Annotated in this window: 12 protein-coding genes; 10 read left to right on the top strand and 2 right to left on the bottom strand. The window is 65.0% G+C overall.

What is annotated here, in order from left to right; translation table 11 throughout:
* Window positions 1–14: 14 nt before the first annotated feature.
* Window positions 15–1526: a type VII secretion integral membrane protein EccD gene (gene eccD, locus A5634_RS23570; RefSeq protein WP_065146450.1), complete on the top strand. Its 1512-nt coding sequence runs from the start codon at window positions 15–17 to the stop codon at window positions 1524–1526.
* 260 nt (window positions 1527–1786) lie between these two features.
* Here the strand turns inward: eccD and eccB are convergent, their stop codons facing one another.
* A complete protein-coding gene (eccB, locus tag A5634_RS23565) occupies window positions 1787–3295 on the bottom strand; it encodes a type VII secretion protein EccB (RefSeq protein WP_065146449.1) in 1509 nt (502 codons plus the stop codon).
* Window positions 3296–3403: 108 nt separating this feature from the next.
* Between eccB and eccE the strand changes: the two genes are divergently transcribed.
* Window positions 3404–5137, top strand: a complete 1734-nt coding sequence (gene eccE / locus A5634_RS23560) for a type VII secretion protein EccE (RefSeq protein ID WP_253861852.1) — start codon at window positions 3404–3406, stop codon at window positions 5135–5137.
* Window positions 5138–5225: 88 nt separating this feature from the next.
* A complete protein-coding gene (locus A5634_RS23555) occupies window positions 5226–6038 on the top strand; it encodes a DUF5336 domain-containing protein (RefSeq protein ID WP_155769684.1) in 813 nt (270 codons plus the stop codon).
* Here the strand turns inward: A5634_RS23555 and A5634_RS23550 are convergent.
* Complete coding sequence (locus tag A5634_RS23550) at window positions 6031–7173, bottom strand: FHA domain-containing protein (RefSeq protein ID WP_172831770.1); 1143 nt, start codon at window positions 7171–7173, stop codon at window positions 6031–6033. The genes A5634_RS23555 and A5634_RS23550 overlap by 8 nt on opposite strands.
* 342 nt (window positions 7174–7515) lie before the next feature.
* On the opposite strand from A5634_RS23550, the gene A5634_RS27715 reads away from it, so the two are divergent.
* The 7 genes from A5634_RS27715 to A5634_RS23520 all read left to right on the top strand — a co-directional run bounded on the left by A5634_RS27715 (window position 7516) and on the right by A5634_RS23520 (window position 17354).
* Window positions 7516–7833, top strand: coding sequence for a WhiB family transcriptional regulator (locus A5634_RS27715; RefSeq protein ID WP_081290620.1), 318 nt, complete (start codon window positions 7516–7518; stop codon window positions 7831–7833).
* A 75-nt stretch (window positions 7834–7908) separates the two neighbouring features.
* A complete protein-coding gene (locus A5634_RS23545; protein WP_065146447.1) occupies window positions 7909–8436 on the top strand; it encodes a YbaB/EbfC family nucleoid-associated protein in 528 nt (175 codons plus the stop codon).
* Window positions 8437–8479: 43 nt separating this feature from the next.
* Entirely contained in the window at window positions 8480–8773 is a 294-nt protein-coding gene (locus tag A5634_RS23540) for a hypothetical protein (RefSeq protein ID WP_065146446.1), read from the top strand.
* Window positions 8774–8832: 59 nt separating this feature from the next.
* Window positions 8833–14700: a toxin glutamine deamidase domain-containing protein gene (locus A5634_RS23535; RefSeq protein ID WP_065146445.1), complete on the top strand. Its 5868-nt coding sequence runs from the start codon at window positions 8833–8835 to the stop codon at window positions 14698–14700.
* Window positions 14700–15140 (top strand): hypothetical protein, encoded by a 441-nt coding sequence (locus A5634_RS23530; protein WP_065146444.1) that lies wholly within the window; start codon window positions 14700–14702, stop codon window positions 15138–15140. The genes A5634_RS23535 and A5634_RS23530 overlap by 1 nt, the downstream gene beginning before the upstream one ends.
* A 4-nt stretch (window positions 15141–15144) precedes the next feature.
* Window positions 15145–16665 (top strand): hypothetical protein, encoded by a 1521-nt coding sequence (locus A5634_RS29705; RefSeq protein WP_065146443.1) that lies wholly within the window; start codon window positions 15145–15147, stop codon window positions 16663–16665.
* A complete protein-coding gene (locus A5634_RS23520) occupies window positions 16662–17354 on the top strand; it encodes a hypothetical protein (RefSeq protein WP_065146442.1) in 693 nt (230 codons plus the stop codon). Before A5634_RS29705 ends, A5634_RS23520 begins: the two co-directional genes overlap by 4 nt.
* The last annotated feature ends 206 nt before the right edge of the window (window positions 17355–17560 follow it).

Genomic DNA, 17560 nt, shown 5'->3' with positions numbered 1-17560 from the left:
GGAGGCCGATAGCGATGACTCTACCGCCGTCGCTGTCTGAATTAGACGCCGAATCGGAGGCCGAGCCCACGCTCAGCCGCGTCACACTGGCGGTCGGCGGGCTGCGCCTAGATGTCGGATTGCCGGCCAACACCAGCATCGCCGCCTTCATCGACGACGTCATCGACATCGCCAACGAGCAGCTCGCGGCCAACTCGGGCACGGACCCCGGCCTTGAGCGGATTGCGTTCGACACCACCGAGGGCATGTGGACACTGGCCCGGCTGGGAGACGACGCGATCGACCCCAACCGATCGCTCACCGAGGCCAGCATCTACGACGGTGATTTGCTGACGATCCGCGAGATCGACCAGCCGCCGCGCCCGATGCTGTTCGACGACCTGGAATTCGCTTCCGAGGACGACGGCATCGGGCCGGCCAAGAACGCGGCGACCAGTTGGCTGTCCCGGGATTCTCGCCTAATCACCTGCTTCAGCGTGGGGTTGGCGGCCACGCTCACCGCAGCCTTGCTGCTGCCCGGCCAAGCTGTCCACAGCTACATTCCCGCAACCGCCCTCGCCGCGGGAGTCTTGGCGGTTATCGCCGCCTGCGTGATCGCCCACCGCAGCGCCGGTGCCCGACGCTCGGAGTGGGTCGCCGCGATGGGTACCCCGCTGTTGTTCGGCGGTTCGCTGTACGTGGTACCGGACGGTTTCGGGCCGAAGTCGCTGCCGATGGCGTTTGGCCTGACCGGCCTGGCATCGTTGCTCGTGCTGCTGATCACCGGCCGCGGCCGCGCGCTGCATACCGCGGTGATCACGCTCGCGTTGATCGGCGGCCTTGCCTCGGTGGTCGAAATGTTGTGGAATCCGCCGAATCGATCCGTGGGTGCGGTGCTGGCCACGATCTCGGTAATCGTTGTCTACCTCTCCCCCCGGGTGACGATCCTGCTGGCCAAGTTGCCGGTGCCGCGGGTACCGACGGCCGGAGAACCGCTCGATGACATCGAAACCCAGGGTGGAACCACCGTCGAGGGTGTCAACGCGATCGGCAAGCAGGTGATCCCCACCGAGGAAGGCATGATCATCCGGGTCCGGCGGGCCAGCCAATATCTCACCGGTGTCCTGGCCGCCGCCGCCATGACCGCCACCGCGGGCTGCTACCTCGCCGTCGATGTCAGCGGTGAATTCTATTGGCAAGGAACAGCTTTCGCATTCGTGGTGGCAACGGTGCTGTGCCTGCGGGGGCGCAGCCATCACGATCTGGTGCAGTCGGCCACGCTGATCGGCGCCGGTTTGGCCATCGCGCTGCTGACCATAATCAAGATGGCGGTCGGACTCGACGGGTGGGAGTTCTACGCGACCCTGGCCTTGGTGGTGCTGATGGCGCTGGTGGTGGCTTGCGGCGTTATCGCTCCGCGGCTGGAGTTCTCCCCGGTGATGCGCCGACAGGTGGAACTGCTGGAGTACCTGGCGATCGTGCTGGTGTTCCCGCTGTGTTGCTGGATCATCCGGCTCTACGCGATGTTTCGCGAGCTCCGGATCTAGAGCGTGTCTGCTTATGGCGTCTGCTTATGACGTCGGTGTCGCGCGAGGGCGTTGCGTCTGGTCCACCGCTTCAGTGTGAATTCTTGGCTTTGGTTGTGCAGCGACGGCTTTCGGTGTTAACCCACGGCGGGATAATCGGCGAAATCCCACCAAGGCTGCACACTCCAAGCCTTGCATGCACACTCATTCAGCGGGCTTCGGTCTCGGCGCCGCAAAAGACAAGTTCACTCGAACGTGGCAGCAACTAGTCCCGCCGAGCGTCAGGACTTCGGTGGCTCGACCTTGGAGCCGCGCGGGTCGGCGCCCATCCCATCGTGGGAGACCAGTGCCGCTTCCTGCGACAGTTCCGGTCCGGCCGGCAGCAGTGACAACACCGTCCAGGGAGCCAACTGGGGAACATCGGCGTTGCTGCGCGGCTCGTGGACACCGGTGACTCCCAGTGCGGCGGCGGTGGGTAGATCCTTGATGTGGTAGCGCACGCCGGTGTCGGAGACATAGAACAGTTGGCCGGTGGATCGACTGTCCGCTTCACCACCGGTGGTCTGAATGTATTCGCCGGTACCAGGTTTGACGTACACCGAGTCCAGCCCCGGGCCGTTACCGTCGCCGGTGGCCAAACCCACGGGCGTTGCGCCGTCGGGCAACGGGAGCCGATGGCCGACCAGCAACCGGATGGTGGCCACTGCGGCGCTGTTCGCGCGCTCCCACGCCATGCACACCACCCGGTCCGGCTCGAGGTTGACCACTTGCGGGGACACGGTCGGATAGTGGTCCACCGGGAGGCTGTGCACGATCGGTACCCGGCTGACCACCGCCGGCGAAACCTCGCGCGTCCCTTGTGCGGCGGCGTCGTTGGGGTTGCTGTACCGGATGATGTCAGCGGTCGCCGACGAAACCGGTTGCAGCCCATTGGCAAGCACTACGTAGAGCTGCTCGCCGCGGGAGTCGACGGTCTTGACGATGGAGCCCACCGCATATCCGGCTGGCAGACCCGGGATGGCGGACCCGGCGCCCGGAATCGGGACCGGGCGGATCGGCGGTGCCAGCGGGAAAGCGTTGAGCAGACCGACCGAGATGGGGCGGGTCTGCGCGTTCTGCAGATGCAGAGCGTCGACGACGACCGAGTCGGTGGGATCGATCAGCGCGCGCACGCCGTCGTAGATCAGATAGACCGAGTTGCCCGCGCTGACCAGCAGCATCTGCGCGGGCGAGGCGCGACGGATGTCGTCGCTGAGGGTGAGGTCGCCCGCGATGACGGTCGTCTGCACCTTGGCCGTGCCGATGGCCTTGGTGACGTCAGGTGTCTCGACGCTGTCACACACCGTCCAGCCCGACATGCGCATGTCGGCACCACCGCGAATGCTGGTGGGAGCGCCGACAATTCCCACCATCGGACCGCGCGGCAGCTGGTGTAGCCGCTTGTCGCTCACCGACTTCGGTGAGTCGGGCTTGCCGGTGATCAGCCGCGCGGAGGCCAAATTGAGCACCGGGTGCAAGCGGTCGCCGATGCGGACGTAAAGGCCGCCACCGGAATTGCTGAGCAGAATCTGCGCATCGCCGATGTTGGGCGATGGTTTGAAGAACGCCAGCACGCCGCACGCGCCGGTGATCAGGACGGCAATCGCCAGGCCGACCAACAATGACCGGATCTGCCCGCGCATCGGGTCGTGGATCATCCGGGAGTCGGCACGGATCAGCGCGTGCTCGAGTCGGCGAATCAGAAACCGATAGCCGTTCACCTGCGCGCGCGTCGTTACTTGCGCGGGCATAACCACCCCCATCAGCGTCTGGCAAGCACCGAGCCTCGGTAGCGTATAACAGCCCCGAGGGCTAAAGGCGCACGAATTTAACCTCCACGCTGTGATAGGAATTCGACTGTGCCGCGTGGTTCAACCATCTCTCCGAGGACCTCTGGAAGCCGGGGCGCGCCATCGGAGCCCAACGAACTGCGGTCCACTATCGACATCGGCGCCCAGCGCCTGTTGCCCCTGGTCGATCTGCTGGTACTGCAACTACTCGTGGCGGCCGGAACGGTGGCGGCTCCGATCCTCGGATTTCCCGGCTGGCAGGGCAGCCTGGTCGGGCTGGCCGTAGCGCTGGTGCTGGTGATCCGCGTGCGCGGACTGTCGTTGCCGCGCCTCGTCGCGCTGCGGACCGGCTTTTGGCGCCAACGGCGAATCCGCAGCCGAATTCGCTCCAAGCGGACGAACTACGCGGAACCATTTGATGTGCCGGCGTCTGACGGCGCGCTCATCGGCTTCCGTTGGGATGGAAGCACTTTGATGTCGTTGCTGCAGATCGAAGAGAATCCGCAGGCGATGACGATCATGGAGCCCGGCATGACGGTCTCCGGTGAAACCGTGCCGGTGCAAGCGCTGGTGGAATGCTTGCAACAGTTCGACATCACGTTGGATTCGATCGACGTGCTCAGTCAGGGCGCCCGGTCTCAGGGGCACAGTCAGGTGGCCGCGGTGTACGACGCGGTCCTCGGGCCACTGCCGGCGATCGCGCAGCGCAACGTCTGGATCGCCGTCCGGTTGGACCCGTCGCGTTGCGCAGCCGCCGTGCGCCGGCGGGGCGGTGGCCGAAACGGGATCCTGCGCGCGGCCACCACCGCGACGCGCCGGGTGGCCAACCGGCTGACCGAGGGTGGCCTGCGCACTCGGGTGCTCACGGCCAGCGAGATCGGCCAGGCTGTCAACCAGCTCACCGACGGCGTGGATTTGGCCACTGTCGAGGAGACGTGGCGTACCTGCCGGGAAGGTCGTTTCCGGTTGCGCAGCTTCGCCATCAAGCCGCGGATGCTGACCACCGCAGGCCTCGGTCTGCTGTGGACCATTCCGAGCTACTCGACCACCATGTCCCTATCGTTGCGTCGTGACCGGCCAACCGGTCCCGTCCAGGTCCGGGGACTGGCGAGATTCGACACCCACGGGCGGGCCCGCATTCAGCTGCGTGGGCTCACCCACCTGCGGGGCCACCAGTATTCGGCGCTGGCCGCCAGCCTGCCGGTGCCGCCCCCGCCGCGCCCGGTCGAAAAGTGGGCTTACTCGAATGTCAACGGGGCCAACGATTTTGAGCACCTTCACGTACCTGCTTCGGGGTGCGGGCAGGTGGTCGGTGCCGATGATCATGGCCGGGCGGTGGCGTTGTCGTTGTTTGGTCCACAGATCCGGCGAGTCGAGATCGCCGGTACGTTGCACCTGGCGCAGCAGGTGGTGCTGCGGTCGCTGGCGTTGGGTGCGCACGTGCTGGTGCATAGTCGGCGCCCGACGAAGTGGCGCACCATGGTCGACGAAGTGGACGACCATGACCTGTTGTGGGTCACCGATTTCAACCGCGGGTCCATGCAAGCCGGTGCCGACCGCAACTACTCGGTCGAGATGTTCGACGGGGTGGCCGAGCAGGCGGTGCGGGTCGGGGTCACCGCGATCGTGGTCGTTCCGCCGAAGTCCGCGGTGACCGCCAATGCCGACGTCGCGCTGGAATCGCTCAACGTCGACACCGACACCGTCAAGGTGAGCACCCGGACCGGTTCGTCGGTGGTCACGATGGTCGCCACCGACGAAGAGATGCGCTATCTGAAAGCGTCGTTCGCCGCGGAAGACTGAACCACCGAGAACGGTGCCGGTTAGCCATCACCGGGTGCGCTAGCGTGAATCCAGGTCACCCCGCGCGGGGCGGTTCGAAGGAGTGATCATGTCGTACCCGGGCAACCAGGGTTATTACGCGGCCGACCAGTCCAGCGGCTGGCCCGGTTCGGGCAGCTACTCGCAGTGGTCGTCGGAGCCGGAAGGCGGCGCGAAGGTGTCGCATCGGCACTTGATGCTGGCGGTGGTGCTGCTGGGCGCGTGTTCCTATCTGGTCAGCTTCGGCCCGATGCTTACTACCGCTGGAATCGACTGGGAGGTGCGCTTCGCGGTGCTGGCGGGCTTGCTCGCCGCCTTTGGGCTGCTACCCCGGCAGACGCCCGCGGGCAAGATCGTCGCCGCGCTGGCCGCGATTGGTTTCCTGGACGCGCTGTCGAGCGTGCTCGTTGTTCCCGACGGCATCCAGCCCGGGTGGGCATCGTGGGTCGTGGTGGTAGCCAACGGACTGCAGACCGCTGCCGCGGTGGGCGCGCTACTGGCTCAGCCGAGCGCGTCGGACGAGCAGCAGGCCTGGTACACCGCGTACGCCGAGCAGTATGCGCAAGCCGCCGCTCAGTATTACGGCCAGTACGCCGACCAGGGACAGGCCGAATCCGGATACGACACCGGCGCCGCGCACGCCCAGCACGAGGCCCATCAGGTCGCAGTAGTCGAAGCTCCTGCGGCTGCGGCGTCGCAGGAAGCGAGTTACACCGAGTTCATTGGCGAGAACACCGGGGCATCTGCTGGGCCGGCACCCGGGGCGCAAGCAGCACAGCCGTCCGCGTCACCGGTGTTCGGCGAGCACAGTGCCGGGCATGCGCCGGTCCCCGCCCAGCAGCAGCCATCCGTGAGCGAGCCCGAGCACCGAGTATCTAACTGATCGACAGCTGCCCGATCAGCGTCGTGATCGCCGCGGCGACATCCGCCGAGACGGGGCGCTCGGCCTCGGCGTCGGCCAGCAGGCTCGCGGGAAGACCCGCAGCCGCGGCGGCCTCCTCGAGACTCAGTTCGGCACGGTGCCGCGCCCCGTACAGGCGTTGGCCCAACGTCGCGTTGGGTGACCGCGCGGCCCGGGCCATCACGTCGTTGTAGGTCCGGCGCACAGTGCTCAGCGCCAGCACCACCGACGGGGTGCCTTTGGCGTTGCGCGCTGCGCTGGCTGCCACGTGCTCAAGTTTGCGCAGGTCAGCAAGGATCTTGGTGACCTTCGGAGTGAACGCGGGATCGGTGGGCTCGGGCAGCTCGGAGGTGGCCGCAGTGATCGTGTGCATCGCCAGTTCGACGGCCTCGGCCATCAGCGGGGCCCGAACGGTGTCGGTCAGCGACTCGGTTGCCTCCTCAGCGAAGCCCGGAACTTCGCCGGGCGCCGTGGCAGGACCGCTGATCGGCAGTACTCCGGATCCGCTGCGGATCCGGGCAATCGTGCCAGGGGTCCACTGCAGAGCCTTCTCCAGCTTGGCCAGCGTGCCGCGACGCGGCCAACTGCGGCCTTTCTCGAAGGCGATCAACGTGCCGGCGTTGATGATCTTGTCTTTGGCCAGGCCGCGCTGGGTGATTTCGAGTTCGTTGCGACGCGCCGCGACGGCAAGCCCGGCACGGGCCACGCCTGGGTCGATGTCGGCTTCCCACCACTCGTCTTCGTCGGGCTCGGGCACCTCGATCACGCCGGTGACATCTCCCGACGTGTCGGGGGCCATGTCAGGCGCCAAGGTGACCGGAAACCCCTCGGGATTGGCCAGGTGCAAGGTGGTGGCCCCAGAAACCAGTACCGAGCTGCGCCGCACACCGTCGAGGTACATCCCGTTGGTGCTGGTGTCGATCGCCTGCCAGCCGTCCCGGTGCGGTTCGAGCCGCACGTGCCACCGGGAGATGCGCTCGTCGGAAAGCCGAACGGTGGCCGAGTCGTCCCGGCCGATGACGGCGATGCCGGCGCGGGGGTCCAGGGTGTGAACCTTGTCGCCGAGTCGAACCACCAGAGCAGGTGGCCATTTGAAGACGGCCTGGTCAGACGTCACTGAGCTACTCCCCCGCTCGGACCCCGAAGATTCACCGCACATGCCTTCTCCCGCACTGCGTGGGTAGATGCTACATCTTTCCCGCTACATCCCCACGTCCGACATCAGCGGACACGAATCGGGCTTGACCGGCAGATACGCCATTTTCACCCGCGGGATTCGGCCAAGTGGTAGAAATCCGAACAGACGTGTGCGACAGATCAGTTGTAGTACACATGTCTAACACCGGGCGAGATTAACGTAAAGTTGTAGCTGCTACGTTTTAATTGTTGCACTAGTGCTAGATTTGTGGTTATGTCGTCTCATCGGCGGCGCATACGCGCCGGAACTGGGAGGAACGCGATGACTGCAGTGGCAATTCCGTTGTCCACTCCGCTGAACGAGTACGTTCCGGCGTGCACCACCGAACCGGAGCGGTGGACGACAACCGAGCCCGACGAGGACGCCAAGGCGATGTGCATGGCCTGTCCACGACGATGGCTGTGCGCCAGTGAGGCCTACCAAGCCACAGGTGTGGAAGGACTTTGGGCGGGAGTGGTGATCCCGGAGTCGGGGCGGGCTCGCGATTTTGCACTGCGCCGGCTGCGTGCCCTCGCCGAACGGGGGGGCTATCAAGTCCGTCCGCGTCGACGCGGCCGCCCCCGTGGTTCGCGCAACTGATCTCGGGGCCCAAACTCGCGCGCATTTGTCGCGCGGAGACGCCGTAAACTGTCGGCACAGCTAGAGCTGATTGCTATGGGGGAGTTCGTGAGCGGTTTGGGCGACCTGTTCGGGGGTGTGAATTCCGAAGGCCTCGACGTCGACCGGTTGTTGTCGCACCTGCAGGAGTTCACCGGCGCGGCGGCCCAATCCGCTCAGCGGATGGCGATCGAGACCGCCGACGCGTCGTCAAAGGACGACCTGGTGCACGTGTGGGTAAATGCCCAAGGCGTAATAGTCCAGGTCGAATTCGATGACAAGTTGTTCGATGAGGCCACCAGCGCCGAGGCGGGCGCTGCCGTCGTGCAGGCCGCGCAGGCCGCCGCGGCCAAGATGCGGGCGAAGACCAACGAGTTTCAAGCCGGGTTATGGCAACAAGTGGCTCAGTTCGGAGTCCAACCGATCGACGAGATAGCAGAGTTCAAAGCGATGCGACCCGAGGTACCGCTCTCGGCGCCCGGTTCACGCGAACGACGCTCTGCTGCAGAACAACTCGACAAAGAAGAAGAACGGCACCGGGCTGATCCGCAGGATTGGCAGCTGACTATTCGCGACACGGACTGATTCGGCAGACTGCGCCTGCGAGCGAGCGAATAAGGAGAAGTACATGGCGGAACAATTCGAATACAACGAAGGAACCGCGCGGGCGGGGATCGGCAAGTTCGACGCTCTCGCACACGAACTCGGCTCATTGGTGAACAGCCTGAAAGCAGACCTGGCCGGTGACTCACCGTGGTCTCACGACAAGATCGGTTCGCAGTTCGCCGCCAAGTTCGACCCGGATCGTTCCACTGTGATCGGCCACGCGGACGATTTCAAGAAGACTGTGGACAGCGTCGCGCCAGTACTCACCGAAACGGCCGACGCCATCATCGCACGCGATGGCGGCGTCACCGGCTAGCGGGCGTACGCCGGAAAGCATTGCCGTGACACGCTGGCGGGACGTTGGGCGCGTGATCTGTGGGCATTGAACTTCCCGGCTGGCTGCGCTGGGTGGGCGACCTCATCGGCGAGCCATTCCCCGAGGGCGACGAGACGGCCTGTCGGCGGCAGCGCGATAAATGGCGTCACTACGCTGACCAACTGGAGGGCTTGAAGGACGATCTCGATTCGGCCACCCAGACGACGCTCGCCGGGTTCACCTCCGGCGACATTCACAACAAGCTGGACGAACTGCTCAGACCGTACGGGTCCTCGATCGACCAAATCGCCGGCCAGTTGCGCCAATTGGCCGATGCTGTCGACGGCGTGGCGACCGAAATCGAGTTCGCGAAGGAAATGTTCATCGCGAACCTAGTCGCACTGGCGGCGGCGATCACAGCCTTGGTCGCCACCGCCTGGATCAACTGGACAGCGCCGGCTGAAATCGCCGGGGCCGTCGCGCTGGCCGAAGCGGCGATAACGCAAGTCATTCGGGCCGCAGTCGCCAAAGTGGCTTCCGAGGCGGTAGCCCGCGTGATCGCCCAAGTTGTGCTGCGGGCGCTAGAGGGTGCCGCGGCAAACGCACTCATGTCCGGCGCTCTCAATGCCGGGATTCAGGGTCAGCAGGCGATACAAGGCAATCGTCACCAATTCGATTCCACATCGTTCTGGAACGATGTGGAGTCCGGCGCGATCTCTGGCGCCGTGATGGGGCCAGTTTTGAAGGGCGCGCACGATTTTGATGCAGGGTCCGCATTAGGAAACCGCGCGAAGAACTTCGGCGCTTCGTTCGTCGGCAATGCCGGCGGCGCATTGGCGGCTCAACAGGCACTGACCGGGCACGTGAACCTCGCCGATGCGCTGGGCGCCGGTGCCGTGTTCGGTGCCGTTGACGGGGTGCGCAGCCCCGGCGGGCACATTGGCACCGACACAACCGCGCTGACCGGGGACCGGCCGGGATCGTTGACCGTGGAACCGTTACCCGCAGGCCAACATTCGCTTACACCGCCGGTCGATGCGGCACCGACGTTCGCAGGCCGCTCCCCCGAAAGCGTTGCAGCACCGGGTGGCAATGTCGACGTCCCGCTCAATCTGGGTTCGCATGGAGCTGATGTCGTCCCACCAGCCGCTCACACCGGATTGGCCGATACTGGCATCACCGCCGCTCCAGCCAACCACCCGGGCGTCGTCGACGCGCCCGCAACCGGCTCGTCGAGCGGCGGCGCTCCGCCACCGAGCACCCCACAGGTTGCTTCCGCGCCGACCGGATCCCCGGGTCCGCATGGCGCTACGCAGCCTCCAACTCCCCAAGTACCGGCCACGCGGGCCGGACTATCAGAATCGGGACCCGCGGCGGCGGCCTCCCTGGCTGCTGGCACGCCGATCGCGCGTACCGCGGATGCCGTTGCAATGCATGGTGGTTCAGATGTCAGGCACCTGCCTGCGGGAGCAGAATCGACGTCCCATCCGGTGCGCGACGCGGACCTGCGTGGCCGGGACGTCGAGTCGCCGAGAGACGCGCAATCCGGGCGCGACGGACAACCGGCACGTGAAGCCCGGCTACCGCGTGACGGCGTGGTGCCCCGGGATGTGGTGGCGCCGCATGACATCTCGCCATCCCGCGACGCCGCGGCCGGGCGTGAGGCTCAGCCCAGTCGCGATGCCCAGCCGCCTCGGGATGCCCAACCCCGGCGTGACGGCGTGGCACCGCGTGAGAGCCAGGCGCCCCGTGACCCACACGCAGCACGTGACGGTCACCAATTGTCGGGACGCGACGGGCACGACAGGTCCAATCCCGCCGAGCCGTTCGACAGATCGGATTCGCGGACCCACCAGGATCGATCGACGGCGGACTCGCACGCCGGCCCGCTCACGCAGGTCGAAACCGAACACACCAAGGACACTGCCGGACAGCGTGATTCAGAGCATCATCGCGATATTTCCGAGCCCCACGACGAAACTCTGATCCCGTCAGCCGTCATCTCGCCGGTATTCGCCGACGGTGCCCACCCGGCCGTCACGTCGATGGCGGCCGAGCCTTCAGCTCGTAGCGGATCGGAACGCGCTGGGGGGCAACATGACCCGCCCCGACGTCCGGATCCCGACGAACCGCACGGCGGCGATGACCCGGCGCCTATCGGTCCCGGCCCGCACGATGCAACCGGATTCGACAATCCAGCCAACCACCGGAATTACGGACCTCATGAACTCAGTGCCGTAGAGGATCCCGCCTATCAGACTGCGGTGCGCAAGTCCTTGGAAGATCCAAACGGCGGCTACACCACCTGGGCCGACCCGCGCAGCCATCCGTACGGGCACCTCATCAATGACGGCGGGCACACGGTCGACGGGCGCGCCAACAACTGTGTGGATTGCTCGCTGTCGGCGCTGGCGTCGTTCCATGGACACCCCACGGTCTCCGCGCCCAGATTTTTGGACAGGCTCCCGGACGGCACACTCGACTTGAGCGGTGAAAGAAGCGGCTTCCCGCGGGCGAAGGCGTGGCTGGGCGACGGACTGCACTCAGGGGACCGGCGACTCTCGGTGAGCGAACAATTCGAGGCGCTGCACAAACAAATTGAACAGATGGGGCCCGGAGCCTCGGCCCTGGTTGTCAACGAGTGGCACGCGATGGATCACCACGGTCAGCCGATGTTCGACGCACACGGCAGGCCGGTCGTCGCGGGCGCGCATGCGACCGTCGTGGTCTATCCGCGGGACGCTTCCGGTCCGGTGTGGTGGGATCCCCAACACAACATCACCTCCGACCATCCCCCGGCCCGACTGGCCGACCGATCAGCTTCGCTGTGGTACACGACCATTGCTGCCGACCACTTCGGCCCGAATATCACCTCACAAGGAGGCCAACATGGTGGAGCTGGACACCGAGGAACAAGCGCTGGCCTACCTGGCCGAGATATTTCCCAGCACGCCGTATCACGTGATGCGGTTCGAGATGGGTTGGGTCTGCTCACGGATCATGTCGCCCGAGGAGATCGCGGCGGGGCAGAACGTGGGTTCGGCGAGTTTGGTGATCGATTCGCAGACCGGGGTCGTGACGGTGCAGTCGAGCCTGGCTCCGCAAACGATCGCGGAGGACTACGTGACAGCGAAGCTCGCCGGGAAGCCCGCGGGGAACCAGATTTATCCGTACCAGTGGAACATCACGATCCAACGCATTCGGGAGGACCCGGAGACCATCGTCTACCAGATGGCGGCAGTGTCGTTGAAAGATCCACCGGAAGCGACTCAACGGCATCCCCTGACCATTCACAAGCGCACCTACCTCTTCGATCCGAGGGACCCCTTGTCGAGCGCGGCGATGTCCTACGCGGAATGGCTGAGTCGGGAAAACCGGGGAGTCTGGCCCACGGAGGCGACGACGCAGCGTTAGCGGCGCATCCAGCACTCCATGAGCCAGCACACACCGGGTCGGTGCCCGGCGATCACCAGCTTGCTAGGCCGGAAGAAGCTGCCGGACTGCATGTTTCGGCTTCCGGGGACGACCCGAGCCACCAACATCCTGAGCCCGCTGATCGCGGACGCGGCGTTGCCTCGCATGCCGACCCACAGCACGCCCAGCGCATCGCGAACGAGGCGTTGTGGAAGCGGATTCCGCCGGTAAGCCCGGACGAAATTCGGCATCACCTGGGCGACAAATTGTTTGGCGAGCAACGAGCGAGAGACAACGCCGCGTGGTGGCGCGAACTAAGCGGCGAAGAACAACGTGCACTGGTTGACTCCTACGCTCGCGAGGTCGGCAACGCCGAAGGCATTCCGCCGTGGGCGCGTACCCAAGCCAACGATCACCGACTGTCTCAGCTGCACGACGAGCTGCAGTCACGCAAAGACGCAGGTGCACACCTCAGCCGCCCCGAGAAACGAGAACTCGGCCGGTACAACGAAATTCGCCGGGCGCTGGACGAGGCGAGAGGTAGAGCGGAAAAGCTCGGCGCGGAAGTGCACATCCTCGCGTTCGACCCGCACGAGTTCCGCGGCGACGGTCGGATGGTGGTCAGCGTCGGTCACGATCCGCATCGCGCCGACGCAGTCTCGTGGCACGTGCCAGGTTTTTCTACGACGATCGAGAGCATCGGTGGCAATCTCACAAATGCGATGAACCATTTCGAGTCGGTGCGGATGGAGCATCCCCAGGCGCGGGTCGCGTCGATAGCGTGGATCGGTTACGACGCACCGCAAGGCCTTCGGGGCCTTTGGGATGTCGCACACACCCGGCTTGCGCGCGCCGGCGGCGATATCCTGCGCGGAGATCTCGCCGCGTTCAGTGCCGCGCGCGACGCCATCGCCCTTGACGGCAACCACTTCTCGAACAACGACGTGTTCGGCCACTCATATGGTTCGACCACCACCAGCTTCGCCGGCCATGGTGGTGAGCTGACCACGCATGCCCGCAGTATCACGCTGGCCGGCTCGCCGGGTGCCGGGCCGGTGCGGCACGCGTCCGAATTCGGGCTAGGTGAACGGGTTTTCGTCGCATCCTCGTCGCGAGACCCCGTCACCATGCTGGGCGCGCGCTCACTGGACGGACTGGGCACACGCCTCCCCGAAACCTACGGTCGCGCCTTCGGCCGCGGTCTGGGCCTCGATCCGGCAATGCAAGGTTTCGGGGCACACCGGCTAACCGCCGAGTTCCCGCGCTATATGGATCACCTCCTTGGCAGAACCGAAGGAACGGCCGGTACCCACTCGGCGTACTACCGGTTCGACTCACGGACGGAAGGCCTACGCACAGAGTCGCTGGCCAACTTCGGCCGCATCGGCGCCGGCATGTTCGAACGGGTTCACCCCGAACAACACCGATTCGACGTAGACCGCTCTGAACACGGGTGGTGGCGCACCGTCGAGCCGGCGGAGAGCCGCGCCCTGGAAAACCCCGCCGACCTTTCCGAGTTGAGACGTCGGTTCTGGGATCCGCGTTGGCATTCCGTCTTCGATCAGCACCCCGTCAGCGATGCGCGGTGTGCACACGTCGTTACCAACTTCTTGGTCGAACACTCTGGCCGCGACGTCGTGCTGCAGACCGAACCCGGCCCGACCGGTGTGCCGGCCCGAGATCTGTTCCAGGCGTGGGGGTCTGCGTCCCACTTTGCCAGCTACGCAGAGATCCACGAGGCGCTGCTGCAGCACGGTGAGGGGTCGGCGGCGATCATGGTGTCGAGATGGTCCGGCGGTCCTGAGCAGGGTGGTCACGCCTACGTCGCAATAAACGAGGGCGGCGCGGTGCACCTCTACGAGCAGGTGGGTGACCGCTTCGAGCAAAACGGGTGGCCGCCGGCGTGGGGCGAGTCCGCGGTCGACAGAACTGCGGTGGGCTACCTCGACCGGTATGGCAATCCCGTTGACCCTTTGGACGGCGATCCTGCTCAGCTGCAGGCAGCAGAGCTCGTCGGCGATGTCGCCGGTGGCAACCCGAACCCAACGCTCGGTCACGGATCGACGAGAGCGCATGACTTGCCGTTCGAATTCGGTACGTTCCCCGAAACCGCGCGTCCCGATTTCACCCTGGCTAACCCGCCCGATCACATGAGCGCAGAATTGCTGCGGCTTTCCGAACAACACCTGACCGGAAGCGGCGAGACGGTCCTCGGCCCGTTTCGACCACCCGGCGGAGGACCGTCGTATATCGAGGTTGCCGAGAGCCGCGGCGCGAGCTACTTCAGCCTCGGCGATTTGTGGGATAACTACCCGCCGGTGCAACAGTCGGCCGCCAACCAACATGTACTCGACATTGCGATAGCAAATCGCGACACCATCACACTATCCGTGCCATATTACGAAGTTCGTCCCGACACATGGACCGGTGCCGAACTCAGATATATTCTGGCGCACGGATACGAAAGAATTAACGATTCGACTTTTGTTCCGTCACCGAGAGGAGGCCATTAATGAGGACGCTGCTTGATTTTTTTCTCAGATACCTCGATATTTTGTATCTCGATCCTGACTATCGCATTACCAACTCCGAGACCAGCGGAGAGACGGTTAACGCATCATTGACTGTTAGTGGCCCGATCTTAGTCTGGCTAATCGTCAACGACCGCGGACAAATCCAGTGGACTGTCGCACCGACTCTGCTCCAAGAACCCAGCAATCATTTCTGGATATCGTTAATACGGCAGTATCTCGATCGACAGGTTGAAATAACCTACCTGTCCACAATAGAAGAAGTCGCCTGGGTGCGGGAGAACAAAGGCCGGATTCAACAACTGTTTTCAGATGAATCTTCGGTCAGGGCTGTCTGTGATGACCTTCGCACATTGCGTCGCACCAATGCCGATAAGTACTGGGGACCGGTCGCGGGCGACGCCCCAACGAAGGGCGAATGAACCGATGAGCATCAACGCCGCCCAAGCCATCGCCACGGTTATCGACCACGTCCGCCGTTCGGGAATCGATTACCCGACAACAGGTTTGGCGGCTGACCGGTTCGAAGCCGGCTGGTCGGTGTATGCGCCGGTACAGGCCGACACCAGCGACCCGATGTCGTTCTTGGATATGCCGGTAGGGCGGACGGTGTTCTTGATCGGAGACAGTGGTCGCATCGAGCAGACTTCAACCTCGACGCCGCCGCAGGTTGCGCAGCAGCGGTTTGCCGAGCAGGAGCGCGCACTCGCCCGTCGGGCGGACCAGGATTCCGCCGCGTTCATGGCCGAGTTCGCCGAGGCGTCCAATCACGCCGAGGCCCAGCGCCCATCCGTGGCCCGGGGTTTCACGCTGATAGAGCACACACCGCCCCGGGATCCCCAGGCCGCCCGTCGCGATGAACAGATCGGCGAGCAAGCCGCGGCGATGCTTGAGCCGATCGCCCAACAACTGGCCCTGCTCGGCCCCGCAGGCTGGCGAGAATTCACCGCGGTCTTCGCGTTGACCGTACGCGCCGGGACCGCCGAGTGCGCATTCGCCACCGAACGGGGGTTGCAGCCGGTCACCGTTCCCCGGTCGGTGCTGGATTTGGTGCGCGCTCAACGCGAAGTGAGCGCGCAGATGTCGGCCGGTCCGTGGTGGCGGATGATGCTGGCAGTCACTAACCAAGGGCAGCTGAGCGCCGAATACGACTACGGCGGCCAACCCTTCCCGGACGGCCAACTGCAACCCGCGGATCACTACCGCGACGACATCGCCACCTATCCCCGTCCACACCTGCCGATCTGGCTGGCTGGCTACCTGGCCGGGCCGGCCGCCCAGGGCCGAACACCGTCGCAGGCATCCGCGGCGGCGCGCGCGGATCAGGCCGCTGGCCGTAGCGCGACGGAAACCGACGATGTCGAACCCTTACCCGACACGTGGACCCGCTGGGCGGTGCTCTCGGCGGTATACACCGGAGCACGCTCCGCATGGGGGCCCCGGATCGGCCCCGGCCTGGCCTGGTACGAGTCCGACGCGCGCAGCGGATCGACCCTGTACGTCTTGCCCGGCGACCGGGCGGTGCTCTCCGGCGGCCGCTGGAACTCACCCTTGCTCGCAGCGGCCTACCAGCACGGCCAGCCGCTGCCCGACCTGTACAGCGGCGCGCCCGCCTGGGTCAACGACTCAGTTCTGAACACTCGCAACCAAAACGGCCTGCTCAGCTTCTGCTTCTGGTGGGAGCGAGGCCGTTGGTGGCGCGGGGCAACCAACACCTTCGATGAGCTCGACGACCCAATACCGGCGATCTGGACACCCGACGAGACCGTCGACGCGATGGTCAAGATAGTGGGTTCCGGTCTTGAGACCGCCTGCCAGCAGCTCCTTGCCGCAGCGGCCGGGCACAGCGTCAGTGGTGACGACCTACGAGCGGTGTTCGCCCAGTTCGCCGACCCCGACCTCGACACCGGCCTGCACCAACTAAACCTGGCCGGCCTGACTAGGTGAGCAACACCCTCGACACCACCCTCACTATCGCCCTGTTCGTCCTCGGCACGCCGCTCGTCATCTATCTGGTCCTAGCCGGCTTCTACATGGCGGCGGGTGACACTGACGGGTTGCCCGAAGATCGACCACCGCTGAGTCGGTTTCTCACAACGGTGGATGTCGCGGGATTCGTCTTGCCGGCGCTGCTGCTCGCAAGCAGCTACGTGATGGCGATCGCGCTGGCCTGGGTTGCTCCTTCGTTGACGTTTTATTACCCGGTGCTCGCCTTGGCGGTCGGTTTCGCAGTGTGGTACGGCACATTCCACGGCCTCTCGCGGTGGAACAAGCGTCTGGTGAAGGCCCACATCGCCGCGTACATCAAGCAGGCGCCCGAGAACTTGTCCGAAGACGAGGCGATCGCCGCAGTTCGCGAGTACATCCAGCTGCGGAAAATTCCTTACCCGACAGAAAATTTGGTTGCCGACCGGTTCCCGCTCGGATGGTCCGTGTACGCGCCTGTACAGGTAGACACCAGCGACCCGACTGCCTTCCTGGACATGCCGGTCGAACGGACGGTGTTCCTGATTGGCGACAGTGGCCGTATCGAGCCGACGTCGTCGTCGAGACCACCCCTGGCCGAGCAACAGCACTTCAGTGAGGTGGAGCGGGTGGTCGCTGCCCGTCGCGGGAAATGGGTCCGGCGGGCATAGGAGGCGCGAAAATGAATTTATCCAGCCCAGAATCACTTCAAGAGGTAATGCCAGGCAGGTGACGGTTGCAACCACGAGCGTGCGCTGCCACAAATGTCAGCACGTGCAAAAAGTGGCAATAGACCAGCTTGGCTATGACAGCCTGATTTGGCCCCAGGGGGACGGCTTGATGTGGCCCCACTTGCTCGACACGCCGGGGTAGTTAT

Origin of the sequence: Mycobacterium asiaticum, assembly GCF_001673365.1 — a bacterium.
Taxonomy (GTDB): domain Bacteria; phylum Actinomycetota; class Actinomycetes; order Mycobacteriales; family Mycobacteriaceae; genus Mycobacterium; species Mycobacterium asiaticum_A.
The sequence above is the reverse complement of the archived record's forward strand: the minus strand, read 5'-3'. Positions and strand labels throughout refer to the sequence as shown.

What these genes read in the sequence shown, in the direction of transcription:
- eccD (WP_065146450.1), top strand. Translation starts at nt 15, where the DNA reads ATGACTCTACCGCCGTCGCTGTCTGAATTAGACGCCGAATCGGAGGCC.
- eccB (WP_065146449.1), bottom strand. Translation starts at nt 3,295, where the DNA reads ATGCCCGCGCAAGTAACGACGCGCGCGCAGGTGAACGGCTATCGGTTT.
- A5634_RS23555 (WP_155769684.1), top strand. Translation starts at nt 5,226, where the DNA reads ATGTCGTACCCGGGCAACCAGGGTTATTACGCGGCCGACCAGTCCAGC.
- A5634_RS27715 (WP_081290620.1), top strand. Translation starts at nt 7,516, where the DNA reads ATGACTGCAGTGGCAATTCCGTTGTCCACTCCGCTGAACGAGTACGTT.
- A5634_RS23545 (WP_065146447.1), top strand. Translation starts at nt 7,909, where the DNA reads ATGGGGGAGTTCGTGAGCGGTTTGGGCGACCTGTTCGGGGGTGTGAAT.
- A5634_RS23540 (WP_065146446.1), top strand. Translation starts at nt 8,480, where the DNA reads ATGGCGGAACAATTCGAATACAACGAAGGAACCGCGCGGGCGGGGATC.
- A5634_RS23530 (WP_065146444.1), top strand. Translation starts at nt 14,700, where the DNA reads ATGAGGACGCTGCTTGATTTTTTTCTCAGATACCTCGATATTTTGTAT.
- A5634_RS29705 (WP_065146443.1), top strand. Translation starts at nt 15,145, where the DNA reads ATGAGCATCAACGCCGCCCAAGCCATCGCCACGGTTATCGACCACGTC.